The organism is Lachnospira hominis (ex Hitch et al. 2025), from assembly GCF_040096395.1.
Lineage (GTDB): Bacteria > Bacillota > Clostridia > Lachnospirales > Lachnospiraceae > Lachnospira > Lachnospira hominis.
In genome coordinates this window covers 243,772-260,478 of sequence record NZ_JBBMES010000001.1, presented here as the reverse complement: position 1 = coordinate 260,478, position 16,707 = coordinate 243,772, and the positions used below count along the sequence as shown (strand labels likewise).

Annotated in this window: 16 protein-coding genes and 1 riboswitch; all 16 genes read right to left on the bottom strand. The window is 34.3% G+C overall.

What is annotated here, in order from left to right; genetic code table 11:
* Nucleotides 1-80 precede the first annotated feature (80 nt).
* Nucleotides 81-287, bottom strand: a riboswitch (cobalamin riboswitch).
* Between the two features lie 162 nt (nt 288-449).
* Nucleotides 450-734: a preprotein translocase subunit YajC gene (gene yajC, locus WMO38_RS01145; protein WP_021866441.1), complete on the bottom strand. Its 285-nt coding sequence runs from the start codon at nt 732-734 to the stop codon at nt 450-452.
* A 70-nt stretch (nt 735-804) separates the two neighbouring features.
* Nucleotides 805-1,950 carry a tRNA guanosine(34) transglycosylase Tgt gene (gene tgt, locus WMO38_RS01140; protein WP_349161062.1) on the bottom strand — a complete coding sequence of 382 codons (1,146 nt, stop codon included), beginning with the start codon at nt 1,948-1,950 and terminating at the stop codon, nt 805-807.
* Between the two features lie 11 nt (nt 1,951-1,961).
* Complete coding sequence (aroC, locus tag WMO38_RS01135; protein WP_349161061.1) at nt 1,962-3,062, bottom strand: chorismate synthase; 1,101 nt, start codon at nt 3,060-3,062, stop codon at nt 1,962-1,964.
* Between the two features lie 36 nt (nt 3,063-3,098).
* Nucleotides 3,099-4,856 (bottom strand): molecular chaperone DnaK, encoded by a 1,758-nt coding sequence (dnaK, locus tag WMO38_RS01130; protein WP_021866438.1) that lies wholly within the window; start codon nt 4,854-4,856, stop codon nt 3,099-3,101.
* Between the two features lie 144 nt (nt 4,857-5,000).
* Complete coding sequence (locus WMO38_RS01125; RefSeq protein WP_349161059.1) at nt 5,001-6,413, bottom strand: spore germination protein; 1,413 nt, start codon at nt 6,411-6,413, stop codon at nt 5,001-5,003.
* 95 nt (nt 6,414-6,508) lie between these two features.
* Nucleotides 6,509-8,608 carry a hypothetical protein gene (locus tag WMO38_RS01120; RefSeq protein WP_349161057.1) on the bottom strand — a complete coding sequence of 700 codons (2,100 nt, stop codon included), beginning with the start codon at nt 8,606-8,608 and terminating at the stop codon, nt 6,509-6,511.
* Nucleotides 8,608-9,516: an ABC transporter ATP-binding protein gene (locus WMO38_RS01115; RefSeq protein ID WP_021866435.1), complete on the bottom strand. Its 909-nt coding sequence runs from the start codon at nt 9,514-9,516 to the stop codon at nt 8,608-8,610. The genes WMO38_RS01120 and WMO38_RS01115 overlap by 1 nt, the downstream gene beginning before the upstream one ends.
* Before the next feature lie 2 nt (nt 9,517-9,518).
* The gene (locus WMO38_RS01110) at nt 9,519-9,893 is read right to left on the bottom strand and encodes a GntR family transcriptional regulator (RefSeq protein WP_021866434.1); all 375 of its coding nucleotides are present in this window, start codon (nt 9,891-9,893) and stop codon (nt 9,519-9,521) included.
* Between the two features lie 276 nt (nt 9,894-10,169).
* Entirely contained in the window at nt 10,170-11,036 is an 867-nt protein-coding gene (locus WMO38_RS01105) for an aldose 1-epimerase family protein (protein WP_349161056.1), read from the bottom strand.
* A gap of 58 nt (nt 11,037-11,094) precedes the next feature.
* On the bottom strand, nt 11,095-11,889 hold the full coding sequence (locus WMO38_RS01100) for a hypothetical protein (protein WP_349161055.1): 795 nt from the start codon (nt 11,887-11,889) through the stop codon (nt 11,095-11,097).
* Nucleotides 11,858-12,517, bottom strand: a complete 660-nt coding sequence (locus WMO38_RS01095) for an ATP-binding cassette domain-containing protein (protein ID WP_349161054.1) — start codon at nt 12,515-12,517, stop codon at nt 11,858-11,860. Before WMO38_RS01095 ends, WMO38_RS01100 begins: the two co-directional genes overlap by 32 nt.
* A 16-nt stretch (nt 12,518-12,533) precedes the next feature.
* Complete coding sequence (locus WMO38_RS01090) at nt 12,534-13,127, bottom strand: hypothetical protein (RefSeq protein WP_186836203.1); 594 nt, start codon at nt 13,125-13,127, stop codon at nt 12,534-12,536.
* Nucleotides 13,128-13,979, bottom strand: a complete 852-nt coding sequence (locus tag WMO38_RS01085; RefSeq protein WP_349161053.1) for a hypothetical protein — start codon at nt 13,977-13,979, stop codon at nt 13,128-13,130.
* Nucleotides 13,980-14,009: 30 nt separating this feature from the next.
* Complete coding sequence (locus WMO38_RS01080; RefSeq protein ID WP_349161052.1) at nt 14,010-14,819, bottom strand: hypothetical protein; 810 nt, start codon at nt 14,817-14,819, stop codon at nt 14,010-14,012.
* Nucleotides 14,820-14,848: 29 nt separating this feature from the next.
* Entirely contained in the window at nt 14,849-15,343 is a 495-nt protein-coding gene (locus tag WMO38_RS01075; RefSeq protein WP_349161051.1) for a hypothetical protein, read from the bottom strand.
* Nucleotides 15,344-15,492: 149 nt separating this feature from the next.
* Nucleotides 15,493-16,704, bottom strand: a complete 1,212-nt coding sequence (locus WMO38_RS01070; protein WP_349161050.1) for a sensor histidine kinase — start codon at nt 16,702-16,704, stop codon at nt 15,493-15,495.
* Nucleotides 16,705-16,707 lie beyond the last annotated feature (3 nt).

Here is a 16,707-nt window from a genome sequence, read left to right as displayed (position 1 = left end):
TTGTACCTTTATATACCGCCAGTATATCAAATATATTTTATTGCACAAAAATAAATAGTTCACTGTTCTCGCAGCGTACTATTAAAATCTGCCTGTAAACCGGTCTTCTGACTCGCATATCAACGCCTGTATTCACCTTCCCGAATCCAATCCATCTCATATCTGTAAGATAACAAATAATATATGTTTATCATCAGTGGCATATCAAATACAGACTCCCTGCTCACAGCAGCGGAACTGTTCAGGATTCTCACCTGATTCCCTGGAATTATAAATATATTAAAAAGTTATGACATTTATATTAATTCATATATTCCGTTTACAGTGACTATTTCAATCATCTTTCAAAGATTATTATATAAATGCACTATTGTCAAGTAAAAAAGGTGTCTGTTTTGATATGCACCCATAATCCATGATACATATTAAAACAGACACCTTAAAAAATATTAATCTTCTTTTACTGAAGCTGGCTTTTCAACCTGTGCAATAGCTTTCTTCTGCATTGAAATCCTGCAGTTCTTATTGTTACCAAATTCAACGATTACATCATCATCTGTGATATCTATAATAACACCGTAAAAACCGCTTGTTGTGAGAACATAATCACCTTTTTCAATTGAATCCATAAGTTCCTGCTGCTGTTTCTGCTGCTTCTTCTGTGGCTTAATAGCCAGGAAATACATCATCGCACCAATTGCAACTACATAAACTAATAAAATAACTATCTGCATAAATAAATTCCTCCGAATTTTAAATTAACTAAATGATACTATATACTAAATTTCGCTCAATGTCCAGCTTTTATAAAGATTTTTTGTTATCATATGTCTTTAACATATCAAGTCTTTCTTCCTTAAACTTACTGTAACGTCCCTCATCAATAGCACCTCTTATATCCTCCATCAGATGATTGTAAAAATAAAGATTATGCAATACACAAAGTCTCATTCCAAGCATCTCTTTTGCCTTTAAAAGATGTCTTATATATGCTCTTGAATAATCACGGCAGGCAGGACAGTTACATCCTTCTTCAATAGGACGCATATCTTTTTCATACTGTGCATTAAAAAGATTTATCTTTCCAAACTTTGTATACACATGTCCATGTCTTCCGTTTCTTGAAGGATATACACAATCAAAGAAATCGATTCCCCTGTCTACCGCCTCAAGAATATTAGCCGGAGTACCTACACCCATAAGATATGTAGGCTTATCCTGTGGAAGATAAGGCACTGTCTCATCGAGAACGTGGTACATTTCTTCATGTGTCTCGCCGACCGCAAGTCCACCGACTGCATAGCCGTCAAGATTCATCTCTGAAATAATCTTTGCATGTTCAATTCTTATGTCTGTATACACAGCTCCCTGATTAATTCCGAATAAAAGCTGATTTGGATTTACTGTATCAGGAAGTGAATTAAGTCTGTCCATCTCTTTTTTGCAACGCTCTAACCAGCGTGTTGTACGTTCTACCGAATTCCGTACATACTTTTTATCTGCTTTTGCCGGAGCACATTCATCAAATGCCATAGCAATTGTAGACCCAAGGTTTGACTGTATCTGCATGCTTTCCTCCGGTCCCATGAATATCTTATGTCCGTCAATATGACTGTTAAATGTAACGCCCTCTTCTTTGATTTTTCTTAACTTTGCAAGCGAAAACACCTGAAATCCACCCGAATCAGTAAGAATAGGCTTATTCCAGTTCATAAACTTATGAAGTCCGCCAAGCTCTTTTATCAGTTTATCACCCGGTCTTACATGAAGATGATATGTATTTGATAATTCAACCTGTGTTCCTATTTCATTAAGGTCTGCTGTTGAAACAGCACCCTTTATTGCTGCAACTGTTCCCACATTCATAAATACAGGTGTCTGTATAACACCATGCACAGTATGCATCTCAGCCCTCTTTGCACGTCCGTCTGTTTTTAATAATTTGTACATTTTTATCCTACCTATTTTTTATAAAATTTCACAATATTATCTATGCGTGATGTCATATTTTCAAAAATCAAATCTACAAGTGCAAGTGCTGCCATAGATTCAACAACAACTACAGCACGTGGCACAATCATAGGATCATGTCTTCCCTTTATAGATACTTTTATATCTTCCCCGTCTTTATTAACTGTATCCTGAACAGATGATATTGATGGTGTAGGCTTGATTGCTGTCCTGAAAACAATCTGTGAACCATCACTCATACCGCCAAGAATTCCACCGGCATTGTTTGTCTTTTTCTCAACTTTGCCATTATTCATATAAAACGCATCATTATTCTCAGTTCCTGTCAACCTTGCCGCATTAAATCCGCTTCCTATCTCAAAACCTTTAACTGCACCTATAGAAAATACAGCCTGTGCAAGTTTAGCATCAAGCTTGTCAAATACAGGCTCACCTATTCCCGGCATCATTCCATCTATCACACATTCAATAATTCCACCAATTGAATCACCTTGCTCTATCTGCTTCATCGCATACTCTTCAACCTGTGCAGCTGCTTTTTCATCAGGCATTCTGAACGGATTCTTTTCAATCTGTTCTTTGTCAAAATTATCATATGAAGCTGCAATACCGCCTATTTCCTTGGAATATGTACATATGCTTATTCCAAGCGTTGCAAGAATCTTGACTGCAACAGCCCCTGCCGCAACTCTTCCTATTGTCTCGCGTCCTGAGCTTCTGCCGCCTCCACGATAATCCCTGAAACCATATTTTTCATCAAATGTATAATCAGCATGTCCCGGTCTGTAGAAACGTGCTATCTCTGAATAATCAGCCGAACGCTGTGTTTTATTGCGTACAACCATGCTTATCGGAGTTCCTGTCGTTTTTCCTTCAAAAATACCCGAAAGTATCTCAACTTCATCGTCTTCTTTTCTTGGTGTAGTATATTTTGACTGTCCCGGTTTTCTTTTATTAAGCATAACCTGAATGTCACTTTCTGCAAGTGGTATTCCTGACGGACACCCATCTATAACAACACCTACTCCGGCTCCATGGGATTCTCCCCATGTCATAATCTTAAATTGGTTACCAAATGTTGAACCTGCCATTACGTTTCCCCTTTGTTTCTGATATTTATACCTATCCTATATGCCCATACGGCTCAATGTATTTTCAAGATAATCCTTAGCTTCACAGATATTTGATGCCGTAACTTCATCTATCTTTTCGGGTGTTGACCTGCCTATAGCTTTTGAAAGTCTCTGACATGCTTCTTTCACCTGTTTTTTAGTCTGTTTATCCCAGTCTTTCCTATGCTCATGAAGCATATACTCAGTATTTTGCAAAAGCTGTCCTGCCTCAATACGCAGATTGACAATATCCTGTTTTTCGGCATCTTTACTTCCGTAAACTTCTGCTTCCCACTTTGCTCTTTCGATTTCTTCTTCTGACATATTGGAACTTGATGTGATTGTTATTGACTGTTCATGCCCTGTTCCCAAATCTTTAGCCGATACATTGACAATTCCGTTCGCATCAATATCAAATGTTACCTCAATCTGTGGTGTTCCTGCAAGTGCTTTTTTTATTCCTGACAGCCTGAAATTACCCAAAAGCTTGTTATCCCTTGTAAACTTGCGTTCTCCCTGAAATACTTTTATATCTACTGATGTCTGGAAATTCCCTGCCGTTGTAAATATCTGGCTGTGTCTTGTTGGAATTGTTGTATTTCTCTCTATGAGCCTGCTCGCAATTCCGCCTACAGTCTCTATCGACAAGGAAAGAGGTGTAACGTCCATAAGAATAATCTCAGATGCCGCACTTCCGGCAGTCAGCTGTCCCCCAAGCTTTCCGCCCTGAACTGCCGCTCCCATTGCAACACACTCATCAGGATTAAGATTTCTTGAAGGCTCTATACCACATATTCTTCTGACTTTCTCCTGAACAGCCGGAATTCTTGTCGAGCCTCCGACTAGAAGAACCATATTAATATCAGTCTTTTTAAGTCCTGCATCATGAAGTGCATTCTCAACAGGTGTAACCGTTCTGTCAATAAGATCTGCCGTCATGCTCTCAAACAGGCTTCTTGTAATATTAATATCCATATGATGTGGACCAGACTTTGTCATTGCAATGAATGGAAGATTAATATTCGCATTCATGGCAGAAGAAAGTTCTTTTTTAGCTTTCTCCGCTTCCTCTCTTAACCTCTGCATTGCGGCAGTATCCTTAGTCAGATTGATTCCGTCTGTCTCCTTAAACTGTTCTACAAGGAAATTCACGATTCGCTCATCAAAATCATCTCCACCAAGATGATTATCTCCTGATGTTGCAAGAACTTCTATAACCTGGTCACCAATCTCAATAACTGAGACATCAAACGTTCCGCCTCCGAGGTCATATACAAGAATTTTCTGTGGCTGACCATTATCAAGTCCATATGCAAGTGCAGCTGCCGTAGGTTCATTAATTATACGCAGAACATTAAGTCCTGCTATTCTTCCCGCATCCTTTGTGGCCTGTCTCTCAGCATCATTAAAATATGCAGGAACAGTTATAACAGCATCTGTAACCTGTTCTCCTGTAAACTGTTCTGCATCATTTTTTAGTTTTCTCAAAATCATCGCAGAAATTTCCTGAGGCGAATACTTCTTACCGTCAATCTTTTTTCTGTAATCTGTTCCCATATGTCGTTTTATGGAAAAAATAGTTCTGTCTGCATTAGCTGCCGCCTGTCTTTTAGCAATATCGCCCACAAGCCTTGAACCATCTTTTGAAAATGCAACAACTGAAGGTGTTGTCCTGTATCCTTCGCTGTTTGTTATAACTGTAGGCACATCTGCCTCAAGCACAGCAACACAGCTGTTAGTTGTTCCCAAATCAATTCCGATTACTTTACCCATTCTAATCAAGTCACTTTCTATACTTTATAATCCATAAAGGATTATTCTTTTATGAGTATATCACATAATCATATGCTTTAAAATGAACAGACCGCTAAAATTTTTAAATTTTTTATAAACATTCAGAACGAACCATTTTATATATTAATTATTTTTGCCATGCGGCAGCCTGACACGGAAAATGCTTCTCTTCAATTTTTTTACATCAAATGGATATAACGGATAAATATAACTTTTTCCTGAAATCGTCTTGTTAAAAATTATACAGCATACTCCGACAGCCACTCCTGTAAAAAAACCGGCAGCATTAAAAACAGCTGTAAGACACAGCGTAAAAACTCTTATAAATTTCATTGCATAACCCATCTCAAAACTTGCCTGTGAGTATGTTCCGACAGTCACCACAGCCATATATAGAAGTGATTCCGTATTAAACCACCCCGAACTTACAGCATACTCCCCGACAACAATACCTGCCACAATGCTTAAAGGTGTAGAAAGAAGTGACGGTGTATTTACTGCTGCCATCTTCAGTCCGTCAACTGCAAGTTCAAGAATCAAAAGCTGAAAAATAACAGGCACAGTTATTTCATCAGACACCGTTATAAACGAAAGCCATGACGGAATCAATTCCGGATTCTGAATAAGCAGAAGCCATATCGGCGTAAGCATCATTGTAACAATGGTAAAAAGAAATCTCGACAGCCTCAGATACGTTCCTATCATGGGTGCAAAATTATAATCATCAGGTTCTTCAACAATATCAAATATTGATGTCGGAATTATCATAACGGCCGGTGAATTATCAACCATTATGACGATATTTCCGTCAAGTATCGCAGCAGATGCCGTATCCGGTCTTTCTGAATATTTAAACTTTGGAAATGGATTAATCCATTTATACTCAAAAAGACACTCCGCAAGGCTTTCAACATTCATGGTAAGTGATTCTACATTTAGTTTTTTTATTCTTTCCTTAATATTATTAAGAAGACTTTTATCAACCAGGTCATCTATATAACATATGGCAACATCAGAGCGTGAGCGTGTTCCCACATTAAACATCTCCATTGAAAATCCTGTATCTCTTATTCTTCTTCTAAGCAATGCCGCATTTAATACAAGTGTCTCAACAAAACCATCTCTTGAGCCTCTTAGAACTCTGTCTTTCCACGGTTCAGCAACCGACCTCATCGGATAAGTCCTGCAGTCTATAAGTACAGCCTCGTCAAATCCATCTACAAAAAGGACTGTAACTCCTGCAAGAAAAGATGTTATAACCCGCTCATACTTATCAGCCCTGTCAACTTCTGTATATGGCATCCCATTTTCAAGAAATTTATCTATATTACTGACATCTTCCGGTTTTAAGGAATAAAAAAACTGCATAAGTTTTTCCACCATATCCTCCTGAACAAAACCATCAATAAAGAAAAAACCGGCCTTCTTTCCGCCTATTCTGACAGCTCTGTCAAGCATATCAAAATTAGCTGGGAATCTCAGCCGGTTTTTGAAATTTATTATATTTTCATCTGCATTTTTTACAAAATCACTCATATTAAGGCAATCCTTTCAATATTTATAATGCTCCACAAATATTCGCAGCATTTTATTTATATGATTGCCTTAATATTTATTTTAATGCAGAAATTTTACAATCCAATTGGACCCTGATTGTTAAAATCATCTAAAGAATCATATCCATCCATCTGGAAGAAATAACTAAATGACCCCCCTGATCTGTTTCCATAGAAAATTATTTCAATTACCGGTTTTGTCAAATCAAATTTTTTCTCAGGTGAGATGTTTTTCAGGTTTTCTTTCAAATCAGGAACAATTTTATTACTGTCCATATTTTCTGACCATATTCGTGATTGAGTATTATTTTCTACATCATAGACTGATATATAGCATGTATAATTATCTTTATTTTTCTCTGTCTCAATATTATCAAGATAATTACACATTGATTCGTAAGAATCCTTTTTATTTTCTGCCACATACTTATTAACAGCATTCATGTATGCCTGAAGCGTGTTTGGCATTTTATCTCCGATTAATACTTCTGAAGTATATTTAGTTCCATTAAGTGAAAATGATATATCAACATAAGCCAATGATACACCTCTTTTCCTTCCATTAACTGTAAGATACCAGTCCTCAAATGACATTTTTGACACTTCATCTAAAAATGTATTATATAATTTTTTACTGTCCTCATCGGACATATTATCTGACCAGCTTATTACAGCTTCTTCATACTGCGGAAGCTTTTTATATTTTTTGCAGAATTCATCGTTCTTCACTGCTCCATTTATAATTGTCTGTATATCTTTTTCTTTGACATATACAGTTCTGTATCTTCCCCAAATGCCATCCTTAATATATACAGTAACCGGGCTGTAATCGCCATTCTGGAATATTGCTGAATATTCATCATAAGTATTATATATTTCCATATTATCTTTCATTGAATTAACAATTGAATTAATTGCATCTATGTCGTCAATTTTCACCTGTGAAAATACATCTGAAAAATAATCTTTATCATAAACATATGAATCATTTCCTGTATTTATTTTTATATACTTAATCTTTGATGCATCCGGCTGATAATTAATCATACTGCCAATTCCGATATTTACAATCACACCAAAAACAGCTGCCAGCACATATGCAGTAATTATTGAAGGGATTGCTTTTATCACACGGTGCGTTTTTCTGCTTGCAATCAACTCATATACTATAACAACAACCGCAGCCACAATGAACGTTATAACTACATATAATATACTCTGCGACTTTTCTATATCTGCATTTCTTACTGCACCCACAAATGAAATCACACCAATAATACTTATTGAAAATCCGATAACTGTACGTATTACAAACTGCAGTTTCCAAGACAGTGTAGGTTTTCCTGCCGTCTCACTCTTTCTTCTTATAAAAAGCAGACAACCGGTAACAAAATAAATAAGTGCAAGAACAAATGTGTATATTTTTGAATGTGCTACATTAATTACACCATCTAATGATGAACCTGTAAACACACTGAACACCTGACCAACAATCATATTATAGCTATTGTCAAGAATTGAAACAAAATGCTCTGATGATGCAAAATATACTATTGATACAACTGTCACCTGAATCATCAATATTATAAATCTTGGAAAAAACAATATAAGTCCTGTAAGACATATATTACTGAATATATTTCCTGTTATAGAACAAGCAAGTGTTGCTGCTGCCGCACATAACAGACAGCATATAAATTCCGAGAAAAACACACTAAGTATCGAGCCATAATTTACAATATAACATGTTTTAAATATATTATATAAAATTACAGCTGATAAAAATATTGATGCATACATAATCAGAATCCATAATACAAAGGCTGCTATTTTAGTAAGATACAGATTCAGTCTTGTATAAGCAAGCGAATGATAAAAATCACTTGTATTTCTTTTATTAAGAAAATTCCACGCAAATAAAACAAGAACCGGTGTTATTATTGCAAATGTAAGAATCAGTATAAGTATAAAATCATTCCCATCAACAAGCTGAACATATCTTGATGCCTTTTCAACACCTGCATATTCAATATTAGATTTAATATTAACTGCCCTTATGCATATCGGCACGCATGTTATAAGCACCATTAATATCGTTGATATAAAACCTATTACTTTTAACTGCAAAAATGACTGCCAGAACATTTTCACACTGAAAATCTTTTTATTATTCATTATTTTTCAACCTCCAATGCACTCTCAAATTCATAGCCAAGAGATTCCATCTCATAAGTAAATACTTCTTCAAGTGTAAGCGGAAGGACATCAAGAACCAGCGGATTCATTGCTTTGAACAATGCAACTGTCTCTTCTCTGTCTCCATTAATTATCATATTGGCAACTGAACCTTCCTGTCTGTAACGTGTGATATTAAACTGTTCAAATCTGCTCTTATCAAAGTTTTCCCTGAATGCCACCTGAACTTTAAACTGTGATGTTTTTAATTCAAGCACATCACTGTCAAGCACCATTCCGCCCTTATGGAGAAGTGCCAGATGGTCACATATATCCTCGAGTTCTCTTAAAGAATGTGAGGTAACTATAACAGTTGAATTCAGTTCTGCAACATCATTGCATATAAGTTTTTTCACAAGATTTCTCATTACAGGGTCAAGTCCGTCAAATGTCTCATCAAAAAACATATATTTTGTTCTTGTTGACAGTGCCAATATAATCGCTGCCTGTCTCTTCATTCCTTTTGAAAAATTAGAAATTGATTTTTTCGGGTCAAGTCCGAATAATTTTGTCAGTTCTTTAAATCTTGCCCAATCAAATCTGTCATATGCCGATGCATACAGCTTTGCCATTTTATTCAGCGTTGCACCCGGCAGAAAATATAAATCATCAGCAACAAATACGATTTTCTGCTTTGCTTTTGGATTTTCATATACATTAAGTCCGTCTATAAATGCGTATCCTTTATCTGGTTTGTAAACTCCGGATAACACTCTTAAAAATGTAGATTTTCCCGCACCATTTGAACCAACCATGCCATATATGCAGCCGTCACTGATATTGCATGTAACATTATCCAGTGCAGTAAAGTCCTCAAAAGACTTGTGAATAGCCTCTGCATTAATCATTGTCATACCTCCGTATTATTAAACACTTCTTCAATATTATTAATTATTTCTTCTTTTGTAACTCCGGCCAATGCCAGTTCCCTGATAATCTTATTAAGTTCTGTCATCTTCTCTCTTGAATTCGCTCCTACAACCTCAATAGCTTTTTCTGATATAAATGAACCCTTACCCGGAACAGTTATTATAAGCTGTCTTCTGTCAAGTTCTGTATAAGCCTTCTGGATTGTATTGGGATTGATAGAGAGTTTTACAGATAACGACCTTACTGAAGGTAATTTATCGCCCTCCTTCAAAATACCTGTAAGCACTTGTTCTTCCACCTGTTTGATTATCTGTTCATATACCGGCACTCGCGACATGACGTCTACAACAAACATCTAAACACCTAATCCTTTCATTTCTATTTTTTCATTGCAATGTTTTTCGTTCTGTAACAACTGTACTATATGAATTAGCACAGTTGTTATGATTAATATAACCCCTTATATGATTTATGTCAAGCAAAATCATAAATATTTTTTGCTACATAACGCAATGCCTGATTTTATGCGGGGTTCAGAATTTTATTGTTCCGCTAAAAAAACAGCATCCGAGGTGTTTTTAATACCCCAGATGCTGTTTTTGTTATTATTATAAAATTTATTATATCTTTCCTATCTGCCAAACCGTACCTTATATCCCGAAACAAATTCTTTGCCCGGTGCCAGTTTATTGCTCCACTCTCTTTTAGTCAAATCACCATCAAAGTCAGCACTGTCCGTTCTTCCATTCCATGGTTCTATACATACAAAAGGAACTCCTTTTCCGACCGGTGACCATAGACCGAACACGGGCGTATCAAATTCAACTGTCACAATAGTTTTATCGTCTTTTACAAGGCTTACTCTTTTTATTGTGCTGTTTTCTACTATATAAGCATCCTTGTCAAAAAAGTCCTGTGTTATAGTAACTGCCTTATTTTCAAGCTTCATCACATAGCATTTATCTTCAAGAAGACCATCATTTGATAAAAGGCTGTATTCCAGAATATCTTTATCTGTCCCAAATACAAGCTTTGCACCACAGGCATTTTCACCGCATACAAATGCCGGATGTCCGCCTATGCTAAAATACATATCCTTATCATCTGCATTTTCAACATGCCATTCCGTAGACAAAATATCATCTTCAATTATATGTCTGATATAAAGATTAAACTTAAAAGGATACTTTTTAAGCGTCTCCTGACTGTATGTAAGTTTCATTGTAATCGCATTTTCGGATTTTTCAACAACTTCAAATTCTGAATCTCTTGCAAATCCATGCTGAGTCATATGATACTCTTTGCCGTCATATATTGTGCAGTCGTTTTTATATCTGCCGACAACCGGAAATAATACCGGCGTATGACGTTTCCATGCTGAAGCATCTCCACACCATATATACTCCGTATCATCTGACTTTTTCAATACTGATACAACTTCACATCCTTTTGAATCTACTGTTACTTTAAAATCATTATTCTCAATTATATATTGCATATTTACTCCCATCTGCCAGTTTTCGCAATGCAAAAATGTAAACTATAATTTTTAATAACTATAATATATCCTTTACACTGATTATTTTCAACTGGATAATCAAAGTAATAACAATCATTATAATATCCATAATTATTACCTGGGACACTGACAAGCCATTTTCCATAAAAAGACTGCTTCTTTGAGCCATACATCCGTTTCCAGGCAAAAATATATTTATATCAAAAATCGAAATTATATATATAATCATTGATATAATAAAACCTGCCATATTTTTAACAGCAAGCGAAAACGCAATCTGAACCATGCTTATTGCAAATGAAGCTATTATTGGTGCGGCAAAAAACACTAATATATACAAAAATTTATTCTCATTATTCTGAATAAAATAATCTGTTCCAAAATACTTTTCAAATAATTCACTGTTGAAAGTAATTTTACGTTTTCCAGACATAAAACATATAATTGCAGCTGTCATATACATAAAAACAATATTGATAAATATTGCTGTTATTTTAGATAAAATCCACTTTTTTCTTGTTCCTGCATATATGATAAATATTTTATTACATTCATTTTCAAGAATCTGTCCTGTAATATATGAAATAAATATTGCAAAACCAAGATATATAAAAGGGATTTCTTTTAGTTTATTATTGCTGTCTATTTTTTCAACGCCTTTTATAATATTAAAATAATAATCTCCTGCCCCAACGCTTTTTCCATGCATTACGCCATTTTTCAGATAAATGCACGATAATAAAATAAGAACTACAAATAATAAATATATAAAAATATTATTTCTAAAACTGCATTTTAAATTATTTATTATCAGTTTGTTGTATTTTTTCATTTTTTATTATCCGTCCATCATCCATATAAAATATTTCATCACAAAATGACAAAAGCAGTTCTTTACTGTGTGCTGATACAATTATTAACGCACCGTTATTTTTCTGTTCTTCTATAATACCGGCTATATTTTTTATGCTGAATTCATCCAATGCATTTACAGGTTCATCAAGAATAATCAATTCAGGATTTTCCATTATTGCACATGCTATTCCAAGCTTCTGTTTCATGCCAAGAGAATAGCTTCCAAATGATTTTTTATTTTCCGGATTAAGTCCTGTTTTTATCATAGTATTTTTTATCTGGTTATCACTGGCAATTCCTTTAAGGGAAGCAATCATTTTGAGATTTTTAAAACCACTGTATTTTCTTACAAATCCCGGATATTCAAGAAGCAGCCCTATGCTTTCAGGAAATGATATGTCTTTTCCAATTATTTTTTCACCAATTTTAACATATCCTTCATCCGGATTTATAAGTCCGCTTATTGCTCTCATAAGCATTGTCTTACCGCTTCCGTTTCTTCCGCACATCCCATATATTTTACCGTTTTCCATTTTTATATTTATGTTATCTAATAAAATATTCTTTTTTATCTTTTTTGTATAATTCGATATTTCAATCTGCATTAAATCACCACTCCTTTCAGGATTTATGCAGATTCAGACTTATTCTGTTTATTTGCCCTACTTTTATATATTCAAAAAATAATTCTTCATCTGTGTTATTAACTACATAATAACATTTCCATTTCTGTGTTTCGCCAGCCTCTATCGTCCTTACTATTGAATCAATCTTTCCCTCCGGCTGTAAACGCCTTGTATAATAATAATTCATCATCATTTTCTGCATAATTCCATTAACACTGCACAACTGCCCCATTACCGCTGTTTTTCTTTCACCTGAAATATTTTTCACCAACAATTCTGTCTCTATGACCTTATAATCTTCATCCGGATTATATCTCATTTTTAATGCAGCATCTTTATCATCCGCCTTGTACGAATCACGTTCACGGCCGATTTGTGTGCTGTCTATATAATTTTCCCACTCTGCTTTTTCATAAACTTTTACTGAATCCAAACATATCTGATATTCATCTGTATTAACCGTATCACCAATATTGTAATTATGTATTTTTACTGACGGATATACTTTATTAACATATATTATTCTTGTAAAAATGGATGCAGCCGCAGCAAACACGCATAAGTACACAATTATTTTTCTTATCTTCATCTAAATTACATCCTTTTTTATTTTCATAAAAAACAGTAAATCCACCACAAACACTATAAATATCTGAACTGCCACGTATACAGCAATGTCTTTATACAACAGCATCATTCCTGATGTTGTCATCAAGGATGCCGTTGAGCCAAATAAATATTTCATAATAAAGCTGCTGCCATAATATACTAAAAACGGTACAAGTATCACTGCATATTTATTTTCTTCAAAGAATCCAACTGTCAGACACAGACAATTAAGCAGTCCAAATAATATAAATACATATGTTATGTAAATTATCACGTACAATTCCGGATGTTTGTAAAAAAGTTCTGCAAACACTGCTCTTTTTCCAACTGAATAAAATGATACCGAATACACAGGAATACCCCATGGTGCAACGCACATGCTTATAATAAGGCTCGCCACAATCGGTATTGCCGCAATCGTTCCTCCATTTATAAATGTAACTATAAATTTTGTAATATAATAATCTTTTTTATTTTTACATCTTAAAAGCAGCTGATTAATCAATCCGCTCCTCTTATCCTCGACATATGATGAACCATATGGTATTGCCGCCATTACAGGTATCAGAACTTTATAAACATAATAATATTTGCTGACATCTCCATGATTTGGCATCCAAAAGTACAAAGATGTCACAACTGCATTTGACTCAAATACATTCGTGTACCCCGGCTCAATTTTCTCCGCACACTGTGCCAGGTCTATCGCACCTCCAAGCCACGAAGTTCCTACCAGGTCTAGTAATGCAATAAGACATCCTGCCAATGCCATGAGCAGAAATTTTTTATTTCTAAATGCCCTCATGCACTCTATCTTGAATATTTCTTTCACTTTTTTCTCCTCATTTATTCTCAGACATTTTTATTGTCTGTTAATGTATATTCTGTACCCTCCATTATCATATGTTACTTCTTTTTCGCCATCCCATCTCCTGCTGGCATGTGAATCATCGTTTCCAATAACGAGGTTCTCATCATCTGCATACTCTTTAGGCGTTCTGAACACACAGGTGTATGATATCTCGCTATTAGATTCGATGTATACGCGAAAAGCAAACGATTTCCAATCATCGGTTCTTACATAACCCATATCAGAATTAAGATTACTACTACTATTATCAATTTCTGGCAAAGTATATCCTTCTATATCTGTATCAAATTTCATGTCTATTAGTTTGAATTTATCATTTAATTTATCATTATAAATTCCTTCACGCATCAATATCCTTAATTTGGGTTTCACATTACATAGTCCTGACTTACCATTATTTTTCAACACAATATGAGCTGTAACATTCACTAGTCCAGATATTTCCTCATCATTGTTTTTATGAATCATATCACATACAATTTCAATTTGTGCACTATCAACTCTATTTTCTTCAGCCAATATACAACTTACAGATTCATAATAATTAATCTTATTGTTTAAAGTAGCTATTTGATATTTAAAAAATTGTTCCTTACTTATAAATTCAAGTTTATCATAATTAGGTTGCTTTATTTTTTCGTATTGGGTTTTGGCAGCAACAACCCGATTATTTTGTCTATCATCATAATAAACACTTATATATTTATTACAAAACAATAAATATATAAATGTAGTAATCAGAACAACCAATAAAACAAACATCTTGAATTCTTTAATGTGGCTATTATTTTTTCCGTTCATCTTTTCACCTATCCCACATTAATGTTACATTACTCCTCTGCATCAGTTCTAAATATAACTGTAAATTGTGTATAATCCTCCTCATAAGACTCACCTAAAAGACCTGCATTTGCAAATCCCTTCTGTTTTACAGTATTCAGTATAGAATACGTATCTCCAGAATTCATCACATGCCTCCAGCTGTAATTAGAGCAAAGTGTCCAGTCATCACCATTCCTGTTAGCACTGTTACTTCCAATTGCTGATATACATAACGGATAGTTAGTATTAATACAATAAGCCAACATATTAGATTCATTATCCTTTGAATAGCAAAGTGATGTATCAAAGTCAATCCCTTCCCATCCATGCGTAAAAAGAAAATCCTCATAATCCTCGTTATTTGCTTTCACAATATTACCTGAAGACCCAGCACTGACTCCGGCTGCAACTGCCGCACATAAAATCACTGCTGTTCTGAGTATTTTTTTCACACCATGCTTTTCTTTCGTACTTTTTGTCATTTTTGAGTTTTTCAAACTCATCTGTTTTCCTCCTTAATTAGAATTTTGTATCCGGATTACGGGTATTACCATATCATAAAAAAAGAGGATTTTTTCAAAAGTGTCAAAAACAGCAGTCTAGTGGTCAAAATTAGCATGTAATATATCACGCTGATTAATCATGTACTGCTTTATATATACAAAATAATATCTGCAATAAACTTTTTATTTTCTGTTTTAATAATCAGTTCACCATGATATTTCTCAACAGTATTTCTTACATTTGCCAGTCCTATTCCATGTTCAAACGAATCATCTTTTGTTGTGACAGGCAATACGTTTTTTGTTACATTAATATTATTGGCATATGCGTTCATAACCAATATTGACATAACTCCGCGATTATATTTTATATTTATATTAATACTTCTTTCTTTTTCATCACATTCAAGTGATGCCCTGATTGCATTATCCAGAATATTGCCAAGTATAACCGCAATATCATATCCATCCTTAATAATCCCTGATGGAATTGTAATATCTGTTTCTGTTTTTATATTACTATTTTGGGCTTCATTAATTTTATTATTTAAAATTGCATCAAGTTCTATGTTTCCTGTATCAATTTTCTGCTCATTTTCATGTGCAATATCTGCCAGCTTTTGCATATATAGTTTTAATCTGTCATAGTTTTTATCATCAAGCATCTGTTCCATGACAATCATGTGATTCCTCATGTCATGGCGTATTCTTCTCATTTTTTCATTCGTCTCCGCCATTGTGCTGACCTGATTTTTAATTGAATTATATTGCTCAACCATTGCCTTTTTATTTAAAGCTATCTTATATTGTTTTATAAATTCATTATAAAATACTATCATCAGAATATTAATTACAACAATTACAAAAAACATTACAAGCTTTTCTTTATCATTAAATGATGCATTATTTAACATGTAAATTGTAAATGAAAAATACAGTACCGGTATTATTATTATGAGAATTCCGGTAAATGTTACTGTTGTTTCTTTCATTTTAAGATACGCTTTGAATACTATATACTCTATGGCTGTAAACATTATATATGTTTCATATCCATCATCACAGCCTTTCATAAACATATATGTAAATGTATACAAGACAACAAGTGCTACAAGCACAGCACAATTTGTACCAAACATTTTCTTTTTATCAACATTATAATTTACAGACAATGCCATAAATCCAAGAAATACTATAACAGGAAACAATATCATTGCATATGGAAATAACATCATGTCCATAAGAAGAAATACATATACAGCATTTGTCAATATATTAAGAAGCACCCTCTTACATCTTTCTCCATATATATCTGTCGCCAGATCATTTGCAACAAAACAGCTGAAGGCACATACTGCCAAATT